The sequence below is a fragment of the Roseibium sp. TrichSKD4 genome, assembly GCF_000148725.1.
In the GTDB taxonomy this organism is placed as follows: Bacteria; Pseudomonadota; Alphaproteobacteria; order Rhizobiales; family Stappiaceae; genus Roseibium.
Window position 1 is genome coordinate 60,349 of the sequence record NZ_GL476301.1, and the last position, 20,129, is coordinate 80,477.

A 20,129-nucleotide genomic window follows, 5' to 3' on the forward strand; every position below is an offset into this window, starting at 1 on the left:
GTTTCAGTCACGACGGGACGTGTCATATTTGGCCGAGGCCTCATAGTAATCGAAGAAGCCAATCCTCTCGCGCAGTTCCTTGAAATCCATGAGTTGATCGGAGCGGTCAGTGTCGCTCTTGAGCGCTTGAAGGGTTGCCATCATCGCTTTCATGGCGCTTGCCATGAGTGTCAGAGGATAGGCTGCGATGGCATAACCGAGGTCTTCTAACTCCTTGTGGGAGAGGTCCGGGGTTTCTCCACCTTCCACGATGTTTGCCATCTTAGGTCCCGGCAATTCCTTGCAGATGGTCTCCATCTCTTCAACGGATTTGGGGGCTTCAACAAACAGGATGTCTGCGCCGAGCTCTTTGAATTTGGCCGCGCGGTCGATGGCTTCGCTCAAGCCGTGTTCATGACGTGCATCGGTGCGTGCAAGTATGAGAATGTCGGCACCTGCTTGCTTGGCATCGTTCGCAGCGCGGATGCGGTCGAAGGCCTCTTCGCGAGACACCACGGCTTTTCCAGGCGTGTGTCCGCAACGCTTTGGAGCGACCTGATCTTCGATCATGGCCGCCGCCGTGCCCGCCTTCGCGAAACCTGAAACGGTACGACGGACATTCATCGCGTTGCCATAGCCGGTATCACCATCTGCAATGAGGGGAATGGAAATCGCATCGGTTATGTTGCGCGCTTGATCCAGAACTTCTGAATAGGACATCAACCCAAGATCCGGCTGGCCAATCCGTGATGCAGATGTGGCAAAGCCGGACATGAAGGTGAGCGGAAAATCCGCCTGTTCGATCAGTTTTGCCGACAGCGCATCAAAGCAGCAGGGCATCACTAAAAGATCTTGGTTTGCCAACAGCGTGCGAAGGGTGGCAGCGGGGCTTGGCATAGGGATGTCCTAGAGTTTGAAGGGAATGTAGAGCGCAAGGTCGGTCCAAAGATAGAGGATGACAACCGATGCCAGCATCAACAAGAGGAAGGGCATCACACCCTTAGAGATTTCAGTCAGCCTCGCCCTTGCCACCGACTGTATGACGTAAAGGTTCAGCCCGACGGGCGGTGTGATGAGTGCACACTCCACCATGATAACCATATAAACACCGAACCAGATCGGGTCGAAGCCGAGGGCCATGGCCGCTGGCAGCAAGACGGGTGTCATGATCAAGACCATGGAAAGGGCTTCAAACACCAGTCCCATGATCAAGAGAACGACCGAAACCACAAGGATGAAGACCAAAGGTGTGTCGATGTTCTGGCCAATGAACATGGAGATGTCTTGTGGGATCCGGTAGAGCGTAATGGCTTTGCCGAAGACCTTTGCGCCCGCGACAATCAGCAGAATCGCAACGGTCGTCACCATGGATTCAAAAGCGGCTTCCTTGAAGGCCTTCCACGTGAGCGTGCGCAAGTAGAGCGTGGTGATTCCGAGCGCAGCTGCAAAGCCAATGGCTGCAGCTTCCGTCGGCGTTGCAATCCCGGTGTAGATCACGCCGATAACAATTGCTGCCAATGCCATGGAAGGTAGGGCGCGCAAACTTGCTGCCAGACGCTCACTTGCAGATGATGCCGGTTCTGGTGTGTAGCCACCAAACCAGCGCGCGTAGATCATTGAAAACACGATGAAGAAGGCAACGAGCAAGAGCCCGGGGCCAATGCCTGCCAAAAACAGGGCGATGACTGATTGTTCGGTCACAAACCCATAAACAATCATTGGGATGGAGGGCGGGATAAGGATGCCGAGTGTTCCCCCTGCTGCCAGCAGTCCATAGACAAATTTACGCTCATAACCGCGATTGATCATTTCCGGGATTGCGACTGTGCCAATCGTTGCAGCGGTTGCGACAGACGAACCGGAAATGGCCGCAAAAATGGCACAAGACAGAATCGTTGCGACTGCAAGGCCGCCGGGCCAGTGCCCCACCCATGCGTGAACGGCAGCAAAAAGGTCTTTGCCGACACCTGCTTTTAACAGGATGTTGGACATCAACAGGAACAACGGGACCGCAAGCAGAATAAAGCCGTCGAGCGTGTCGAGAATGGCTTGCGGGGCCATGAGCGGAGAGAACCCACCCAAGATGAGGAGCATCAACCCAAGGCCGCCAAGTGTGAAGGCGACGGGGACACGGAGTAAAAGCAGCGTGAAGAGAACGCCTAGGATGGCAATTGTTGTCACGGATGCATCCCTCCACTGGGTGTATCCATCTGACCGGAAACGGCTTTTCCAAGCTCTATGACGGCCTGCGCCAACAAAAGGGCAAAGCCAACAGGAATTGCGAGCTCGGACACCCATGTTGGCAGGTCGAGCATGGACCCTGTCGTGCGGCCGCGTTCAAAAGAATCCCAAAATATGCCCCACCCCTTCCAGGTTACAACTGCGCTGAAAAAGGCGACGAAGCCCATGGCGATAATCTGAGCTATCCGCTTGCCTGTGGGTGACAGAGAATCTGTCAGCACATCAACAGCCACATGGCGGTTGGCCTTCATGATCCAGGACATGCTGATCATCGCTCCCCAAATCAAGCACAGCTGCGAAAGTTCAGCGGCCCAAATGGTCGGAGCCGTAAAAAGGTATCGCGCCAGAACTTCATAGGTGAGCATGCAGCCGGCAGCGACAAACATTATCGCGGCCACCCAGGCGAACAAGGTGATGGTGCGGGCGTATAAAGCCATGGATGAGGTGCATCCTTAGTCTGTCAGAAAACGTGCCCCGCACTTAGGGTGCGGGGACTGAGGGCGTTATGTCCCTCTCGTTTGAAACCAAGCGGGAGGGGCAAAACGTTTCTTACAGCTTTTCGGCAGCGTCCAGGATTTGTGCTCCCAGATCTCCGGCCTTTTCGCGATAGGTGTCATAAACCGGCTGGCTAACAGCCTTCCAAGCACTGATTTCTTCTGCCGTTGGACGGTAGATGGTCATGCCGTTTTCTTCAGCCGCTGCATAGGCAGCAGTCTCGATTTCGGACATCCGATTACGCACATCCGCTTCTGCTTTGGCCGCAGCTGCGGAGATCAGCTTGCGGTGTTCTTCCGGCAGACCATTCCAGAAGTCCGTGTTTACGACCACGATGAATTCAATGTCTGCATGGTTGGTCACCGTGATGGTGTCCATGACCTCCCACAGCTTGCGGGATTTAACACCGGACACGCCGGTCATGCCGATGTCAACCGTGCCACGCTGATAGGCAAGATACTGCTCGGACCCGGAAATCAGGGTTGGCGCGCCGCCAGCAGCGGTCACGAAGTCACCGAGTGTTTTTCCGAACACCCGGGCTTTTTTGCCCTTCATGTCTTCCGGGGTTTTGATCGGTCCACCTTTGGAGAGCATGATGGCTCCGCCATAGGCCTGCCACCAGAGTACGGTTGAGCCTGTGTCCTTGATGGCTTCGTCAATCGGGCCACGAACTGGAGACCCTTGGGCAACAGCAGCACGAACCTTGTCTTCAGTGTCGAACAGGAACGGCTGATAAAAAATATCAACAGCCGGAATATCGCCTACATAGCGGGTCAGCGATGCAACACCCATTTCGATGGAACCAGAACCCACAGCAGATGGCACCTGCTTGTCTTTATAAAGCTGGGCTGAATCGTAGATCTCCACGGCGATATCGCCGTTGGAGGTCTTTTCAACCTCTTCCTTGAAAAGGGAGAGATTCTGACCAAGGTGGCTGGTGAGGGGAAGTTGGAGCGAAATGCGAAGCGTGGTGTCTGCTGCAAAGGATGTCGCGGTCGACAGGCCAAAAGCAACGGCTGCTCCAAGAACCCATTTTAAGGTTTTCATATTGTCCTCCCAATGATGTTTTGAAACTTTTTTATTTTATTGCCGCCAAGCGGAGACTTTAAGCGGATCTGGTCTTTGCAGGAATGTAGACTTAGATCCCGTCGAGCATCACAATTTCGACTTCTCCGGCTCCATCGGTTCGGCGGAATTTCGCGGCTGACTGATAAGCCTCGGAGTTGAAGCAAGCGATCCCTTGCTCCATCGTTGGAAACTCAATGATCACGAAGCGCTGAAAATGATCCGTGCCTTCCATGATCTTGAAATCACCGCCACGGGCGAGCACTTTTCCGCCGTGATTTTTAAGGATTGCGGGCACTTGTTCCGCGTATTTCTTGTATTCATCGGGCGTGTTGACCCGTGCACGGGCCATCCAATAGGCGGGCATTTTTCCTCCCAGTCCGCGCTGAAGGCGCGGGTTGTATGCTTCACCAAGTGCACTAAATTTGGCCAATTGGTAAAATTGTGCAAGCTCTGTTTTGTTACAATCGTTACTTTTTAAAGGTAGCGCAAAGGGGCAGGATCAATTGAAAAGGCTCACTTTGGCCAAAAGCTCTGCCGTGTTGTGAGCGGATAAGAGTTTCAAAAGTCGTGCTCGCACATCCTCCACAGTTCGGGGGGAAAGCCCGAGTTCTCTGGCAATTTCCTTGCTGGTCAATCCGCGGCGCAGTCCGGCCAAAACGTCTTTCTGACGGGGTGTCAGGGTGACGTTGCCCGGTAGGTCGAAAACCTGCGCAAATGACATGACCACCCTCTTGAGAGGCTCATCAGCAACAAGAGAGCGCGCGCGAAAACGGCACCAGATATGTGTGCCATCCTTTCTCTGCAGTAATCGTTGATCTGTGTATTGGCCGGTTTCACGGATCACTTCCAAACCGATGTCACGAACCCGTTCAAATTCCTCATCGGAGGCATAAAAAATTCGGAAAGACTGCCCAATCAGGTCTTCCCTTGGATACCCGCTCAAAGCCGCAAAACGCGCGTTGCAGGTTTGAATGTGTCTGTTTTCTGCCAACACGATCCCGATCGGGGCTTCTTCAAAGGAAAGTCTTACCGCTTCGTCTGGTGCCATGATCTCGATCCCGTATTCCTACGGTATTGATACCGTAATTCGCCTTGTTGGAAACTGCCTCGTTGACAGGGATGGGATCGGGCCATGGATGCCGGACTAAATATCGCGGACCGCATTTCGAACGAGCTTGTAGACAGGCGAGAGGATCTCATCCGTCTGACGCAGGATCTGATCCGCATCCCGACACTCAATCCCCCCGGGTCTCACTATCGCGATATCTGCGTGTATTTGAACCAGCGACTAAGCAAATCCGGGTTCCAGATTGAGCTGGTTCGGGCGGAAGGAGCGCCCGGAGATAGTGAGCAGTTTCCGCGTTGGAATATCATCGCGCGAAGGGAGGGCAAATCTTCTGGCGACTGCGTCCATTTCAATTCCCACATAGATGTTGTGGAGGCGGGTGAGGGCTGGACAGAAGACCCGTTTGGCGGGGCCTTGAAGGACGGCAAGATATTCGGGCGTGGGGCATGTGATATGAAAGGCGGCCTGGCGGCCTCCATCCTGGCTGCGGAGGTTTTTATTGATCTGGTGCCGGATTTCGCCGGTTCCATCGAAATATCCGGTACGGCGGATGAAGAATCTGGCGGTTACGGCGGCGTCGCTTACCTTGCTGGAAAAGGTTACTTCGCCCCTGAGCGGGTACAGCATGTCATTATTCCAGAGCCCTTGCACAAGGATCGAATTTGCCTTGGCCACCGCGGTGGCTGGTGGGCCGAAATCGAAACGAAGGGTGAAATCGCCCACGGGTCCATGCCGTTCTTGGGCGATTGTGCGGTTCGTCATATGGGGGCTGTTCTGGATGCATTTGAAAGCGACCTTTACCCGGCTTTGTCGGCCCGCCATACCGCCATGCCCGTGGTGCCAGAGGGCGCGCGGGTTTCGACCATGAATATCAATTCCATTCACGGTGGACAGGAAGAACTCCCTGCCGATACCACGGCTTTGCCGTCGCACTGTGTGCCGGACAGCTGCCGGATTGTGATTGACCGGCGGTACCTGATTGAGGAAACGCATGAAGAGGTAAAGGCCGAAGTGGAGCACCTTTTGGACGACCTCAAAGAAAAACGTCCAAAATTCGAGTATTCCATGCGTGAGCTTAATCACGTTGCTCCTTCCATGACCGATAAATCAGCCCCTGTTGTTGCTACGGTTGCAGACGCAATCCAGTCGGTGATGGGTAAAGTTCCGGATTATGTCGCGTCGCCCGGAAGTTATGACCAAAAACACATTGACCGTATCGGGAAGTTGAAAAACTGTATTGCATATGGACCCGGGCTACTGGAACTTGCACACAAGCCTGATGAATATGTCGAAGTTGACGATATGATTGACAGTGCAAAGGTCATGGCGCTCAGCCTGTTGAAGCTGCTTGGCCCGGACAAGGGAGGGAAGGAATGAAACGGTTTTTAACAGTTGTCAGCGCGTTGGCTTTGTCACTGCCGGTATCAGCTTGGGCAAACGACACGCTTACCATTGGAATTCAGTTGGAGCCTCCGCATCTTGATCCAACCAGCGCGGCTGCGGGCGCAATTGATGACGTCACTTACGCCAATATTTTTGAAGGTCTAACCCGTTTTACTGAAGATGGTTCGGTTATTCCAAGTCTCGCCGAAAGCTGGGATATTTCAAAAGACGGTTTGACCTATACCTTCAAGCTTCACGACGGCGTCAAGTTCCATGATGGAACCACGATGGATGCAGAAGACGTCAAATTCTCGCTGGATCGGGCGAGGGGTGAAGATTCCACCAATGCGCAAAAAGGGCTGTTTGCCGGTATTGCAGAGGTCAATGTGCTCGACCCTCGGACGGTTGAAGTGAAGCTGTCGGAAACCGACGGGAACTTCCTCTTCAACATGGCTTGGGGCGATGCGGCAATTGTTGCGCCCGAAAGCATTGAAAACATCAAGATCAAGCCGGTCGGCACAGGTGCGTTCAAGTTCGACAAATGGGTTCAGGGTGATCGGGTTGAGTTGGTTCGCAACGAAGACTATTGGGGGCAACCAGCTGATCTGAGATCTGCGACCTTCAAGTTCATTTCCGATCCGACAGCTGCCTTCTCGGCCATGATGGCCGGTGATCTGGATGCGTTTTCAGCCTTTCCTGCGCCTGAAAACCTGATCCAGTTTGAAGCTGATGATCGGTTCAAGGTGGTGATCGGCTCAACGGAAGGCGAGACAATCCTTTCCACCAACAATAAGCTTCCGCCCTTTGATAACGTGAAGGTGCGCAAGGCGCTGGCGCATGCGATCAACCGGCAGGAAATCATCGATGGTGCCCAGTTTGGTTATGGCACCCCGATTGGGGCACATTTGGCCCCGCATCATGCGGCCTATGTCGATCTGACCGGCAACTCTCAATACGACCCGGAGCTTGCCAAATCACTCTTGAAGGAAGCGGGCGTCGAAGAGGGTGTCACCGTTTCCCTGAAACTCCCGCCCCCTTCCTACGCCCGTCGCGGCGGCGAGATCATCGCTGCCCAACTTCGTGCCGTTGGGATCAATGCGGAAATTTCAAATTTGGAATGGGCGCAGTGGCTGGAGCAGGTGTTCCGCGGCAAGGACTATAATCTGACCATCGTGTCGCACACAGAGCCGATGGATATCGGGATCTACGCCAATCCAGACTATTACTTCCAGTATGACAATGCCGACTTCCAGGCTTTGATCAAGGAGCTGCGCGGGACAACCGATCCTGAAAAGCGCAATGACCTCTTGAAGCAAGCACAGACCATCATTTCGGAAGATTATGTCAACGGCTATCTCTTCCAGTTGCCGCGCCTGTCGGTCGCCAAAAAGGAAGTTGAGGGGCTGTGGGCCAATGCTCCCACGCAGGCAGTCGATCTGACCGGTGTGCGCTGGGCACAGTAGGACATGATGGCGCAAGGCGAGTGATATGATCAGCTATCTGACCAAACGCCTTGCGTCGCTTTTCGCCAGCTTGCTGGTTGCCTCCATCGTGATCTTTACGGTGATCGAGGTGATCCCCGGTGATCCGGCCGCATATATGCTGGGTATGAATGCCCGCGCGGACACGATTGCCGCCTTGCGGTCTGAGCTTGGTCTGGATGGCGGTGTACTGGAGCGATACCTCGCTTGGGTTGGCGGTATGCTGGTGGGTGACTTTGGAACATCCTACACCTACAGAACGCCGGTTGCGGACATGATTGCCGACCGGCTCTGGATTTCCCTCCCGCTTGCGCTTTATGCGCTCTGCCTGACGATCGTGATCGCGATTCCGACAGGGGTGTTTGCGGCCAGTCGCCGGGGGCAAGCTGGAGACTATGGCATCGTTGGCGCGACCCAGATCGGAGTAGCCATTCCCAATTTCTGGTTTGCGATGATCCTCATCCTGATCTTTGCCATTCAGCTGCGCTGGTTTTCGGCAGGTGGTTTTCCCGGATGGGAGAAGGGGTTCTGGCTGTCGGTCAAAGCGCTGACACTACCTGCCATCGCGCTTGCTCTTCCCCAAGCTGCGATTTTGACACGCGTCATGCGCTCGTCCCTCATTGAAGTTCTTGGTGAAGATTTCATGCGAACGGCCCGCGCAAAGGGGCTAACCAGTTGGCAGACAATCCTTCATCACGGCTTGCGCAATGCCCTGATCCCCGTGCTTACAATCATCGGGCTTCAGTTCGCCTTCCTGCTGGCGGGCGGCATCATCATCGAGCAGGTCTTCGCCCTGCCGGGCCTTGGTCGACTGGTATTTCAATCCATCTCTCAGCGTGATCTCATTGTGGTAGAGAGCGTTGTGATGTTGCTGGTGTTTGCCGTGATCATGACCAACTTTCTGGTTGATCTTGCTTATGCCGTTGTTGACCCTCGATTGCGGGTGGCACGATGAACCGCTCTCGCCTTAACTGGTCGCTCCTCATAGGCGCGTTGTTGGTCAGTATTTTTGCGGTTGCTGCGGTCATCTCGCTGTTCTGGACGCCTTATGACGTTACAGGCATGAATATCTCTGCCCGGCTTAAAGTGCCGGGCGATGGGTATTTTTTGGGAACAGATCATTTTGGCCGCGATCTTTTGTCCATGATCATGGCCGGAGCCCAGACGTCCATTGCGGTCGCGGTTATTGCAGTGGGGATCGGGATGGGGCTGGGTGTCCCTTTGGGCCTTGCGGCGGCCGGAAGCCGAGGGTGGCTCGATGAAGTGATCATGCGCGGCAATGATCTTGCTTTCGCCTTCCCCGCTTTGGTGATCGCGATCCTGATTACAGCGGTTTTTGGCGCAAGTGCAGTCAACGCGATCATTGCGATCGGCATCTTCAACATTCCTGTCTTCGCGCGGTTGACAAGAGGAGCCGCGCTCAGCCTTTGGAGCCGAGAATTTATTCTCGCTGCGCGGGTCGCAGGCAAGGGGGCTGCTCGGATCTCTGTCGAGCATATTCTGCCCAACATCGCGAATCTGTTGATCGTGCAGGGCACCATTCAGTTCTCGCTCGGCATTCTGGCTGAAGCGGGTCTTTCCTATGTGGGGCTTGGGGCCCAACCGCCGACCCCAAGCTGGGGGCGTATGCTGGCGGATTCTCAAACGCTTGTGGGGCTCGCTCCGCATCTGGCATTGGTGCCCGGTCTGGCCATTATTCTGACCGTTCTGGGGTTGAATTTGTTGGGCGACGGTCTGAGAGACCTTCTTGACCCGAAACTCAGGATGGTGCGCAGATGAGCGTCCTGAGTGTCGAAAAACTCTCTCTGGAAGTGCCGGGCAAACCGATCCTGAGCAATGTCAGCTTTGATGTTGGTGCAGGCGAAACGGTTGCGATCACGGGTGAGACCGGCTCTGGAAAATCAATGACCGCGCTGGCCATCATGCGGCTCTTGCCAAATGCGGTTCGGAAAACCGGCGGATCAATTGCTCTTGCAGGACGTTGTCTGGAGGATCTGAGCGAGCGGGAGATGTGCAAAGTCCGCGGTGGGCGCGTCGGGATGGTGTTTCAGGAGCCGATGACGGCGCTCAACCCTGTAAAAACGATTGGTGACCAGGTTGCTGAGGCTGTGCGCATTCATTCTGGCGCAAGCCGAACAGAGGCTTTAAATCGTGCTCGAGAGGTGCTCAACCGCGTCGGACTGGATGAGACGCAGTTTCCTCTTGGTCGATACCCACATCAACTGTCTGGAGGGCAGCGCCAGCGCGTTGTCATCGCTCTGGCGATTGCTGAACGGCCTGCGCTTTTGATTGCCGATGAACCGACGACGGCCCTTGATGTGACCACACAGGCGCAGATCCTTGAGCTTTTGAAGGGGCTCGTGGATGAATTTGGTATGGGGCTTCTCATCGTCACCCATGATCTGGCCGTGGTGGCGGAGATATCCGACAAGCTGGTCGTGTTGCGGTCTGGCGAAGTGGTCGAAAGCGGCAAGACAGGGGACGTTCTAAGGTACCAACGTCATCCATATACCCGAGCACTTCTGGAAGCTTCTGCTCATCAGGCGCATCTCCCTGAATGGCAAGCTTCAGACACGGAAGTGCCTTTGTTGTCAGTTGACGCAGTTACCTGTGCCTATCCTGTTCCAAAGACATCGCTGTTTGCAAGACGGGACCATTTTACTGCTGTTGATCGGGTGACGTTTGAGATACAGTCAGGGGAACGGGTTGGTCTCGTGGGTGAGAGCGGATGCGGTAAATCCACGCTGACCCGTGCGATCCTTGGGCTGGAACCCATTCAGTCTGGTTCAATCAAGATAGACGGCCAGCCACCGCATGAAGTGCGCGGACGAGTACAAGTAGTCTTTCAAGACCCCTATGGCTCCTTCAACCCACGCCATCGGGTCTCCAGACTCATTACGGAACCTTTTCATCTCTTGAAAGACCCGCCCAAGGGCGATGACCGTGCTGCGCGCATTTCAGAAGCGCTGACAGCAGTCGGGTTAGAGCCAAATGTGGCAGATCGCTTCATTCATGAGTTTTCCGGCGGGCAGCGCCAAAGATTGGCGATTGCTCGGGCCTTGATCCTGAAGCCGGAGCTGATTGTTCTGGATGAGGCCGTTTCAGCTTTGGATGTTTCTGTCCGGGCGAAGATCCTCGATCTGTTGGCTGACCTTTCGGCCAAATATCATCTGGCCTACCTCTTTATCTCCCATGACTTGTCTGTGGTGCGTAGTATCACGGACCGGGTCCTTGTGATGAAGTCTGGCCAGATTGTGGAGGCGGGGGTGACTGACCAAGTGCTGGCAGAGCCAAACCATCCCTACACCCGAACCCTTCTGGAAGCAGCACCAGTACTTCCTGATTTCTCGTCCATTCAAGAGGTTTCCAATGACACTAAACCTGTCTGATCTCTGGTTTGATCCGGGCTTGTGCCTCGTAGGTGGTGAAGCTGTACCGGCAACAGAAGGTCGTTTGCTTCTGGAAAATCCGTCCGATGGGTCGGGATTGACGGAAATCGCCCGCGGCGGGGAAGGTGAGATTGATCAGGCGGTGGAGGCAGCGCATTCGGCCATGCAAGGCGAGTGGGGCAGTACCACCGCAGTCGAGCGAGGCCGGTTGCTGATGCGGCTCAGCCGTCTTGTGCAGGAGAATGCCAAGAAGCTTGCCGAACTGGAGGCGCTGGACGTTGGCAAACCCTTACGGCAGGCACAGGCGGACGTGACTGCACTGGCTCGCTATCTGGAGTTTTATGGCGGGGCGGCTGACAAGGTGCACGGGGCGACTATCCCGTTTCAGGAAGGCTATACGGTTTACACTCTTCGGGAACCGCATGGTGTTACCGGCCACATCGTGCCCTGGAATTATCCAATGCAGATCATTGGTCGCTCTGTCGGCGCGGCTCTTGCGATGGGCAATGCCTGTGTGTTGAAACCGGCAGAAGAAGCCTGCCTGACGGCGCTGGGCCTCGGCGCGTTGGCCGCAGAAGCAGGGTTTCCTGACGGGGCGCTGAATGTAGTGCCGGGAATAGGGGCGGAAGCTGGAGCTGCCCTAGCCGAGCATCCCGGCGTTGATCATCTCTCGTTCACCGGGTCTGTTGCAACAGGAAGCCGTGTGCAGGCCGCGGCTGCGGAGAACGTGGTTCCGGTCACACTGGAACTTGGAGGTAAATCACCGCAGATCGTGTTTGCAGATGCCAATCTGGATCGCGCTTTGCCGTTTCTGGTCAATGCAGGCATCCAAAATGCCGGGCAAACCTGCTCGGCGTCTTCGCGCATTCTCGTTGAGCGGTCCGTGTTCGATCAGGTCGTAGGGCGGATGGCTGCTGCCTATCGCGGTTTGAGGCTTGGGCCTGCTTTGAGCGATCCTGATGTGGGGCCGCTGATATCAGCGCGCCAGAAAGCTCTGGTCTCTGGCTATCTCGATCAGGCGGTTGATGTGGTGGCGTCTGCCGTTGTGCCGGATGATTTGCCGATGGGCGGGCACTATGTGGCCCCGCATCTTCTGTCCGGCGTCTCTCCTGACCATCCGCTTGCACAGGAAGAGATATTTGGACCGGTTCAGGTTCTCATTCCATTCGACAGTGAAGATGAAGCGATCGCGATTGCCAACGGGACGGACTATGGCCTGGTGGCATCAGTCTGGAGCCGGGATGGAGGGCGGCAGATGCGTCTGGCCAAGGCCCTTCGTACCGGGCAGGTCTTTTTGAACAATTATGGTGCTGGCGGCGGCGTTGAGTTGCCGTTTGGGGGACGCGGTAAATCCGGCCATGGCCGTGAGAAGGGGTTTGAAGCGCTCTTCGGGTTTTCGGCTTTGAAAACCGTCACCGCATTTCACGGATAAGGTTTGGGAGGACATATGAGACTGGATGGGAAGATGGCCATCGTCACCGGGGGAGCTTCCGGCTTTGGCGCGGGGATTGCGGAAAAATTCGCAGCCGAAGGTGCGCGCGTTCTGGTGGCGGACCTCAATCTCTCGGGTGCGCAGGAGATCGCCAGCAGAATTGGCGGCTTTGCCTTTGAGACAAATGTGGCTGACAGGTCGTCAGTTGCGGCGCTTGCGGCGTTTGCCGAAACCGAATTTGGCGGGGTGCCCGATATTCTGGTCAACAATGCGGGTGTCACCCACTTGCCAACGTCCTTGGAAGACGTCAGCGAAGATGATTTTGACAAAGTTCTCGCCGTCAATGTGAAGTCAGTCTACCTGACTGCAAGGGCATTTGTTCCGGGCATGAAGGCGCGGGGAAGCGGTGCGATTTGCAATATTGCTTCAACGGCAGGCGTAAGTCCGCGTCCGCGCCTGTCCTGGTATAATGCCTCCAAGGGCTGGATGATTACCGCAACCAAAGCCATGGCCGTGGAGTTGGCGCCCTCCGGTATTCGAGTCAATGCTGTCAATCCGGTTGCTGGGGAAACGCCCTTGCTTAAAAGCTTCATGGGGGAAGACACCCCGGAAGTGCGGGTGAAGTTCCTGTCGACCATCCCGATTGGTCGCTTCTCCCAACCTTCCGACATTGCAAATGCTGCTTGTTATCTGTGCTCTGATGAAGCCTCAATGGTGACGGGTGTTGCCATGGAGGTTGACGGCGGTCGCTGCATTTAGGACGTGATCAGTCACCCAATGGCTGAGGGCCGGTACGTCCATGATAGGCTGTGAGCGAGGCCCGGATCTTGCGCAGGTTTTCACGTGTCGCTTCCGGGTTTTCCGTTGCGACCATCATGGCCAGAGTGTCCAGAAGGGCCAGAAACGCGTAGCGTGATGCCGTTGGTTTAAAGATGTCCGGGTCTTCCGGCAATTCAATTGCTATCGGGTGGGTCACAATATTGGCCAGCTTTGACCCCGGGCAAGTGAGAGCAATGGTGTTCGCCTCATAGCTTTGGGCCACTTGAGCTGCCCCTACAATTGCCTCGGTTTCTCCGCTGGATGAAAACAGGAGCAATACATCGTTTGGTCCCAGCGTGGCAGCGCGCATCTGTAGGACGTAGCTGTCGTTGGTCGAAGACGTCGGAATTCCAAGGCGGAAGAAGCGGTTCGCTGCCTCGTCTGCCAGCATGGATGATCCACCGCCGATACCTGCCACCAACATCTGCCGGCAATTGACAATCGTGTTAACGACCCCCTCAAGAGTCCCAGCATCAATTTGCTGGCGCATGGCTTTTGTGGTCCCGTAGATCCCAGTCAGCACTCTGTCCAGCGCTTGATCGACAGATGGCGGATCCTGCACTGCTGTGTCGTGCAAATACTGCAGGCTCACAGCAAGGTTTTGAGCAAGCCGCAGTTTGAACTCCTTGAAACCGCTGCATCCAAGCGACCTGCAAAAGCGAATGACGGTTGGTGTTGAAACATCCGCACCAGACGCCAAATCCGCAATCGACATGGTGCTGATTTGCGCGATGTTGTCTTTCACGTAATTGGCGACGCGTTGCTCACGTGAAGCCAGTTGGCCATCCATTCTATTGAGGGCGGAAATAACATCAGGAACCTTTGCCTGACCGTGTGTTGGCGGCAGCCCATCATTTGCCAAGGTGTGGTTCACGTCTGCCCCCCCTTCAAACTCGAAATGTAATTAAAGTATATTTTTTTCGTAATTTCTATTCTAGAAATACGTGATATTAGACTAAATTTACACTATTTTGTAATTTTGTAATATTTTTTGCTTGATTTCACGATCTTTCTGATCAAATTTGTAAAAAAATTACATCAGGAGGAGTAATGCGGGAGTGGGTCGGAATTGCATCTGATCGCCTCAACAGGGCTGTTGAGGCAACGGTTGCGCTGCTCATGCTGTTGCTGTTGCTCGACGTTTGGTTGGGGGTGCTCGATCGTTACTATTTCGGGTGGCAATTGCCATGGCCGGAGGTTCTTGCGCGCTACCTGATGATTTGGGCGGCCATGCTCGCAGTGTCCTGCGGGATAGCCCATCGTGAGCACATTGGTTTGACGGCCTTCATCTCACTGCTTCCTCGCCCGATCCGTCGCACGGTACTGATCGCGATGGATGTGATCGCGTTGGGTCTTTTCACATACGTAGCCTATTTCGGTTTTGGGTTTGCCGAAGGTGGTGGGCGTCGGCAGGCGATGATTTTCGGGATGAGCCTGGCACCTTTTTATGCGGCCATTCCGGTGGCAGCCACGCTGTGCTCTATTCAGATGGTGCTGGTCCTGTTGCGGGATCTTGGAACGCATCTTGAGCCTGAAGCGATTGAGGAGGCGGTCTGATGATTGTCGCACTCGCTTTTGTCGGTTTCATCATTCTGGGTATGCCAATCGGGTTTGCAATCGGCGCAGCCGGGGTAATTGGCTTGATTGATATGGGCGGAACACAATTCCTGGCCGTTGGACCCAGCAAGATCTTTAACGGGCTGAACATCTTCCCGTTCCTTGCCATGCCGTTCTTCATTCTGGCCGGCGAGATCATGAACGAGATTGGTATCACCAACCGGCTGGTTAAGCTTGCTCAGGTTCTGGTTGGACGATTTCGTGGCGGTTTGGCCCATACCAACATGCTGGCCTCAGTCTTCTTTGCTGGCTTGACGGGGTCTGCGACCGCTGATGCGGCGGCCTTTGGGCGCACACTGGTTCCGGCCATGGTCAAGGAAGGGTATCGCCGCGACTATGCCTGCGCAGTGACCGCGGCTGGATCTATTATCGGGCCGACCATTCCACCCTCCGGATTGATGGTTGTTTATGGCTCTTTGATGGGTGTTTCCATTGCGGGGTTGTTTGCAGCGGGTATTCTGCCGGGGCTGGTGATCTGCCTTGTATGCATGGCTGTGATTTTCCTGGGCGGAAACCGAGAGAACCTGCCCAAGGCTGCCCGCGGTGCGACACTTCGCGAAGTGTGGCAGACCTTTGTAAGCTCGCTGACAGCCCTTGCCATGCCAGCCATCATTTTGGGCGGTATTCTGGGCGGCATTGTTACACCGACTGAAGCGGCCTCCATTGCCGTGGCGTATGCGCTCTTCATTGGCGTGTTCGTTTATCGTTCCTTGTCGGTTAAAGCGTTCTACCGGATGCTGGTGCGCACGGCCCGCATCACAGGGGTTATCTTCGTCATCATTGCTTTCGCTGGCATTCTTGGCTGGTGGATGAGCTTTGAACAGATCCCTCAGCTGATCGCTGAAACGGTGTTGAGCTTGAGCGACAATCGCTATGCGGTCATCGCCATCATCATCGGCTTGCTGCTGATTGTTGGTATGGTGATGGATATCACTGCCATCCTCATCATTCTGGCACCGGTTCTTGTGCCGTTGACGGCACAGGTGGGCCTTGAGCCCATTCATGCTGGCATCATCTTCATTCTGGCTCTCAATATTTCGCTCATGACCCCACCGGTCGGAGCCTGTCTGTTCGTCCTGTCATCGGTGACAGGCGAAAAACTGGAACGAATATCAATCAAGTTGATGCCGTTCCTTCTGGCTGAAGTCGCCATCCTGTTCATCTTTGCGTTCTGGGAGGACGCAGCCCTTTTGATCCCGAGATTGCTCGGGTTCGCTTGACAGCTTTTCATTTAACCTCGGAGGAGACCTTCATGAAACTGAAGACACTTGGCCTTGCACTTGGTGCATCCTTGATCGCAACATCTGCGCTTGCAGGTGGGGTCATCAAATTCGGCCACGATAACAAGACCGACCCGTTTGAAAACCCGGCTCACGCCTGTACTGCTGTGTTCTCAAACATTCTGGAATCCGGCACCAATGGCAGCGTGTCTGTTGAAGTTTACGGCTCGAACCAACTTGGTTCTGCTGCAGAGCACGTTCAGCAGGTTCGCGATGGCATCATTCAGGCTACTTTGACGTCAACCGGCGCTCTTGCAAGCTACTATCCGCGCGTCGATGTGCTGAACTTGCCGTTTGCTTTCAATGGCAATGCAGCCACCTATGAGGTCTTTGACGGGCCGTTTGGTGAAGCTTTGGCAGAAGACATTGAAGCAACGCTCGGTGATGTGGTTGTGCTCGGCTTCCCGGACACAGGCGGTTTCTTCGCTGTCACCAACTCCAAGCGCCCAATCGCTTCGCTGGAGGACTTTGACGGCATCCGTGTTCGCACAATGACGCTTCCATCCCACCAAACGATCATTCAAGCTCTTGGTGCTGAGGCTTATCCGCTGTCTTGGGGCGAAGTTTATTCCGGTCTTCAAACAGGCGTGATCGATGGCCAGATGAACCCTGTGCCGATCATCTCCTTTGCGAATTTCTCTGAAGTTCAGCAATACATGACCCTGACCAATCACCTGTTCTCGCCGTACACTTTCATGCTGAACCGCGATTTTTATGAGGGGTTGAGCGATTCTGAGCGTGCCGCAGTCCACACTGCTGCTGAAAACTGCGTGGCTGCCAGCCGTGGCCTGTCGCGGATCATCGAAGCCTCTGACCGTGGTTTGGCCGGCCTGATGGACAAGATGGAAGTTACTGCACTTTCAGACGAGCAGCGCAAGGAAATGGCAGCAGCTACACAGCCGGCGTTTGAAAACCATGTTGTTGAGAACCTTGATCCAAAGGCAGTAGAGCTCCTTGAAATGTTCAAGGCTGAAGTTGCCAAGGCAAACGATCAAACTTATCTCGACTAAAAGATAAGAGTAGTTTCAAAGCAATTCGGGCCGCGACATGTCGCGGCCCGTTTTTGTCTGCATTGCCTGTTCGGGGATTAGCCCGTTGTTTTATTGTACTGTCATATTGAAGGGGCGAAAGACGCGCGGGATCGTTGCGACGATGACCCGTTCTCCATCTGCCAGACCGTCAATATCTATGGTGCCACCAAGAAGCGTGGCAATTCGAATGGCGAGATCAAGCCGGGATCCCTTGGGTGTGTTCATCAGCTCCTGGAAGTTCCGGACGGGATTGTCGTAGCCATCCATTCCACCGCTGTCGTTCATTCGCTCGTAAGTTCCCACCTTCCCAATGATGATGGAGACTTCATCGTCATCATATTCAATGACAACGGCATAGTCTTTGCCAGCTGGCGAGACCTCCAGTTCGTAGAGAACGAGTGAGGCCAGAAGTTCTTCCACGAGCGATTGGTCCTGGCACATCTGGCAATGTTCGTGCTCATTGGAAATGAACGTTGCCTGACAGGCTGCGATTTCAGCCGAATATTCTGACAATGTCTCGGAGATAACTTCGGGCAGGTGGAAAAGCTCCTGCTTGTCCAAACCTCCGGGAGCAACATCGTCGAACCGGTCTATCCGCAGGATCAGTTCATGCTTGAGAAGTTCGACGCCCTTTTTGATGTCCTGAATGGTGCGTTCATCGGCAGCGCTTGCGTCGGTTTTCTTTGCTTGTGCCTCGAACAGCAAGGTGGTGGATCGTTCGACTTTTTCGAGCTGAAGCAGCATCGATGCCATCCACGGGCGCAGAATGCTGTTCTTTTTTGTGTCGAATGTCCCAATCTTCTCGCGGACATCAACACTGTATTGTGTTTCTTCCAGTGCCCTTTCGACAGTCTTGTCGAGGGTCACTGTGTTGATGTCTCTGCGAGATAACAGGGTCAGGGTTCCGGTACGTGCACTAAACGCTTCCAGGTTTTTGATCTCGTGGTCGCTTGCCAGAACAACCGGCAAATAGTCTGCGCTGAAGATCTTGTTTATTGTCGTTAAGCCTCCGTCTGCACTTGGCAGTAGGGAAATAATGCAAAGGTCAGGTTTCTCAGACGGGATCAACTGATTTGCTTCTGCAGCTGAATGGCAAAGGCGCGTCTCGAAGTGGTACTTGTGAGAATCTGAAAGACACTTGCTGATTTTTGCAGTATCCGCTGGATCCTCGGTAACAACAAGAACCTTGAGCGGTTGCCGTGCTTGAACAGCAAATTCGCTGACACCGATAAGGGAACTGTCACTCCTCGCCATGCTCGGCCTCCCGTGTAAGATCCTTTGTATTAACAAGGGTCATATTTGCTACTGCAATTGTTATTACTAACTATAGATTAGAAATAACTTTATTCAACGAAATATATGTCGTCGATCTTGGTGGTATCTGGTGATAGTTATATTACTGGTTAACTTTTTCTTTTAGTCACTGGCGGTTGTAAAATATGGTTTTTTAAGGATTTTCCGCGCAACTTTGCATAAAGGTTAACTGGGAAATATTACCACGGTTAACAGTGTAATTAGTTTCAATGGTGCTGAGGGTAAGTGGTAACTTTCAGTAATATGAAAGCTTAGATTTGAAATTTTCGCCACTTTGAGGGCGAAAAATTGAATATTTGATACTGTCCGAATAATTCATGACGGGCATTTTTGATCCGCCAAACAACGAATCTCAATAAATCCAAGTACAACTGTTAGCCAGAATGATGTAGGCGCACAAGGTCAAAACTGTTCGAATTGGATATTCTGGCTGTCATGTGGACATCTACGCACACTCAGGTTCTTGGTACCTTCGCGATTGCCGGCTTCGGTGCGCTGGTCTTTAATGTCTTGGGTCTGCCTTTGCCATTCTTGTTTGGCCCCATGTTTGCCAGTCTATTGGCGGCTCTTTTTGGAGCGCCATTGAAAGGCGGCGGGCAGATTTCGGTTGCTGCCCGAACGATCCTTGGTGTTGCTGTTGGAGCGTCGATTACACCTGCGGTTTTGGCCGACGTACCTAATATGGCTCTTTCAGTCGCTTTGGTGCCCGTCTATCTCATTTGTATAGCGGCCGTCGGAATTCCCTTTTTTGTGCGTGTGTGTGGGTTTGATCTTGTCACCGCCTATTATTCCGCCATGCCGGGCGGACTGATGGATATGGTTATCTTCGGGCAGGAGGCAGGGGGCAGGGGGCAACGTGCGCGCACTTTCTCTGGTGCATGCAACGCGTGTTCTGGTCATCGTGACACTGGCCCCCTTTATTCTGTCTTGGGGAATGGGGGTGAACCTCAACAATCCTGTCGGAGCGCCTGCTTCCGAGCTTCCGGTGCACGAAATGGTGCTTATGTGCACCGCGGCCTTGATTGGTTGGCGGGGCGGCGTTCGGATAGGTCTTTTTGGCGCGGCCATTCTCGGGCCGATGATTGTTGCAGCCATATTGTCACTCACAGATGTTCTGCATTTCCGGCCACCTGCTGAAGCGATCAATGCCGCCCAGTTTTTCATCGGGATGGGCATTGGCGTGGGATATGCCGGGGTCACTGTTACGGAGTTGCGCCGTTTTGTCGCCGCCGGTATTGCTTATGTCTTGATGCTGGCGACGCTGGCGGTGGTGTTTGGTGAGATCGTCGTCTTGTCTGGTCTAGCCGATCCATTGGAAGGCTTCCTTGCCTTTTCACCCGGCGGTCAGGCGGAGATGACAGTGCTGGCCATCATTGCGGGGGCGGACTTGGGGTTTGTGGTGGTCCATCACCTGACACGACTGATTTTAGTGATCACCGGCGCGCCCTTCTTTGCCAAAGCGCTGAAGATTGGAGCGGAAAAGATCGATGAGAGCGATGAAGGCAAAGTGTAACCCTGCTGTCGCCGTCAATGA

The 20,129-nt window shown here is 54.2% G+C and carries 19 protein-coding genes and 1 pseudogene; 12 read left to right on the forward strand and 8 right to left on the reverse strand.

Translation table 11 applies throughout. The features are described from left to right. Positions 1 to 3: 3 nt before the first annotated feature. From TRICHSKD4_RS01965 to TRICHSKD4_RS01990, 6 genes are all read right to left on the reverse strand, one after another. Positions 4 to 876, reverse strand: a complete 873-nt coding sequence (locus TRICHSKD4_RS01965) for an oxaloacetate decarboxylase (protein ID WP_009465709.1) — start codon at positions 874 to 876, stop codon at positions 4 to 6. Positions 877 to 885: 9 nt separating this feature from the next. Further along, entirely contained in the window at positions 886 to 2,160 is a 1,275-nt protein-coding gene (locus TRICHSKD4_RS01970; protein ID WP_009465710.1) for a TRAP transporter large permease, read from the reverse strand. Next, positions 2,157 to 2,657, reverse strand: a complete 501-nt coding sequence (locus tag TRICHSKD4_RS01975; RefSeq protein ID WP_009465711.1) for a TRAP transporter small permease — start codon at positions 2,655 to 2,657, stop codon at positions 2,157 to 2,159. The genes TRICHSKD4_RS01970 and TRICHSKD4_RS01975 overlap by 4 nt, the downstream gene beginning before the upstream one ends. Before the next feature lie 112 nt (positions 2,658 to 2,769). Then, positions 2,770 to 3,762, reverse strand: a complete 993-nt coding sequence (gene dctP / locus TRICHSKD4_RS01980; RefSeq protein WP_009465712.1) for a TRAP transporter substrate-binding protein DctP — start codon at positions 3,760 to 3,762, stop codon at positions 2,770 to 2,772. Between the two features lie 91 nt (positions 3,763 to 3,853). Continuing rightward, complete coding sequence (locus TRICHSKD4_RS01985; protein ID WP_009465713.1) at positions 3,854 to 4,147, reverse strand: DUF1330 domain-containing protein; 294 nt, start codon at positions 4,145 to 4,147, stop codon at positions 3,854 to 3,856. A gap of 135 nt (positions 4,148 to 4,282) precedes the next feature. Then, the gene (locus TRICHSKD4_RS01990; protein ID WP_009465714.1) at positions 4,283 to 4,831 is read right to left on the reverse strand and encodes a PAS and helix-turn-helix domain-containing protein; all 549 of its coding nucleotides are present in this window, start codon (positions 4,829 to 4,831) and stop codon (positions 4,283 to 4,285) included. 84 nt (positions 4,832 to 4,915) lie between these two features. On the opposite strand from TRICHSKD4_RS01990, the gene TRICHSKD4_RS01995 reads away from it, so the two are divergent. From TRICHSKD4_RS01995 to TRICHSKD4_RS02025, 7 genes are read left to right on the forward strand one after another with little or no spacing between them, the layout of a single operon-like run. Next, complete coding sequence (locus tag TRICHSKD4_RS01995; RefSeq protein WP_009465715.1) at positions 4,916 to 6,226, forward strand: acetylornithine deacetylase/succinyl-diaminopimelate desuccinylase family protein; 1,311 nt, start codon at positions 4,916 to 4,918, stop codon at positions 6,224 to 6,226. After that, positions 6,223 to 7,695 carry an ABC transporter substrate-binding protein gene (locus TRICHSKD4_RS02000; protein ID WP_009465716.1) on the forward strand — a complete coding sequence of 491 codons (1,473 nt, stop codon included), beginning with the start codon at positions 6,223 to 6,225 and terminating at the stop codon, positions 7,693 to 7,695. The genes TRICHSKD4_RS01995 and TRICHSKD4_RS02000 overlap by 4 nt, the downstream gene beginning before the upstream one ends. 25 nt (positions 7,696 to 7,720) lie before the next feature. After that, positions 7,721 to 8,668, forward strand: coding sequence for an ABC transporter permease (locus tag TRICHSKD4_RS02005; RefSeq protein WP_009465717.1), 948 nt, complete (start codon positions 7,721 to 7,723; stop codon positions 8,666 to 8,668). Beyond that, positions 8,665 to 9,492 (forward strand): ABC transporter permease, encoded by an 828-nt coding sequence (locus TRICHSKD4_RS02010; protein WP_009465718.1) that lies wholly within the window; start codon positions 8,665 to 8,667, stop codon positions 9,490 to 9,492. Before TRICHSKD4_RS02005 ends, TRICHSKD4_RS02010 begins: the two co-directional genes overlap by 4 nt. Further along, a complete protein-coding gene (locus tag TRICHSKD4_RS02015) occupies positions 9,489 to 11,102 on the forward strand; it encodes an ABC transporter ATP-binding protein (protein WP_009465719.1) in 1,614 nt (537 codons plus the stop codon). Before TRICHSKD4_RS02010 ends, TRICHSKD4_RS02015 begins: the two co-directional genes overlap by 4 nt. Next, on the forward strand, positions 11,083 to 12,534 hold the full coding sequence (locus tag TRICHSKD4_RS02020; RefSeq protein ID WP_009465720.1) for an aldehyde dehydrogenase family protein: 1,452 nt from the start codon (positions 11,083 to 11,085) through the stop codon (positions 12,532 to 12,534). The genes TRICHSKD4_RS02015 and TRICHSKD4_RS02020 overlap by 20 nt, the downstream gene beginning before the upstream one ends. A 15-nt stretch (positions 12,535 to 12,549) precedes the next feature. Continuing rightward, on the forward strand, positions 12,550 to 13,293 hold the full coding sequence (locus TRICHSKD4_RS02025; protein WP_009465721.1) for a glucose 1-dehydrogenase: 744 nt from the start codon (positions 12,550 to 12,552) through the stop codon (positions 13,291 to 13,293). A gap of 7 nt (positions 13,294 to 13,300) precedes the next feature. Here TRICHSKD4_RS02025 and TRICHSKD4_RS02030 read toward each other — a convergent pair whose 3' ends face one another. Further along, positions 13,301 to 14,227, reverse strand: a complete 927-nt coding sequence (locus tag TRICHSKD4_RS02030; protein WP_009465722.1) for a MurR/RpiR family transcriptional regulator — start codon at positions 14,225 to 14,227, stop codon at positions 13,301 to 13,303. A 176-nt stretch (positions 14,228 to 14,403) separates the two neighbouring features. Between TRICHSKD4_RS02030 and TRICHSKD4_RS02035 the strand changes: the two genes are divergently transcribed. From TRICHSKD4_RS02035 to TRICHSKD4_RS02045, 3 genes are read left to right on the forward strand one after another with little or no spacing between them, the layout of a single operon-like run. Then, the gene (locus TRICHSKD4_RS02035; protein WP_009465723.1) at positions 14,404 to 14,910 is read left to right on the forward strand and encodes a TRAP transporter small permease; all 507 of its coding nucleotides are present in this window, start codon (positions 14,404 to 14,406) and stop codon (positions 14,908 to 14,910) included. Beyond that, positions 14,910 to 16,190, forward strand: a complete 1,281-nt coding sequence (locus TRICHSKD4_RS02040) for a TRAP transporter large permease (protein WP_009465724.1) — start codon at positions 14,910 to 14,912, stop codon at positions 16,188 to 16,190. The genes TRICHSKD4_RS02035 and TRICHSKD4_RS02040 overlap by 1 nt, the downstream gene beginning before the upstream one ends. Before the next feature lie 32 nt (positions 16,191 to 16,222). Beyond that, positions 16,223 to 17,260: a DctP family TRAP transporter solute-binding subunit gene (locus TRICHSKD4_RS02045; protein WP_009465725.1), complete on the forward strand. Its 1,038-nt coding sequence runs from the start codon at positions 16,223 to 16,225 to the stop codon at positions 17,258 to 17,260. A gap of 90 nt (positions 17,261 to 17,350) precedes the next feature. Here the strand turns inward: TRICHSKD4_RS02045 and TRICHSKD4_RS02050 are convergent, their stop codons facing one another. Beyond that, a complete protein-coding gene (locus tag TRICHSKD4_RS02050; protein ID WP_009465726.1) occupies positions 17,351 to 18,535 on the reverse strand; it encodes a HAMP domain-containing histidine kinase in 1,185 nt (394 codons plus the stop codon). A gap of 603 nt (positions 18,536 to 19,138) precedes the next feature. On the opposite strand from TRICHSKD4_RS02050, the pseudogene TRICHSKD4_RS32135 reads away from it, so the two are divergent. Together TRICHSKD4_RS32135 and TRICHSKD4_RS31475 are read left to right on the forward strand one after the other, a co-directional pair. Continuing rightward, positions 19,139 to 19,372, forward strand: a pseudogene (locus TRICHSKD4_RS32135) (AbrB family transcriptional regulator); the annotation flags it as partial. A 79-nt stretch (positions 19,373 to 19,451) separates the two neighbouring features. Next, entirely contained in the window at positions 19,452 to 20,108 is a 657-nt protein-coding gene (locus tag TRICHSKD4_RS31475; RefSeq protein ID WP_009465727.1) for an AbrB family transcriptional regulator, read from the forward strand. Positions 20,109 to 20,129 lie beyond the last annotated feature (21 nt).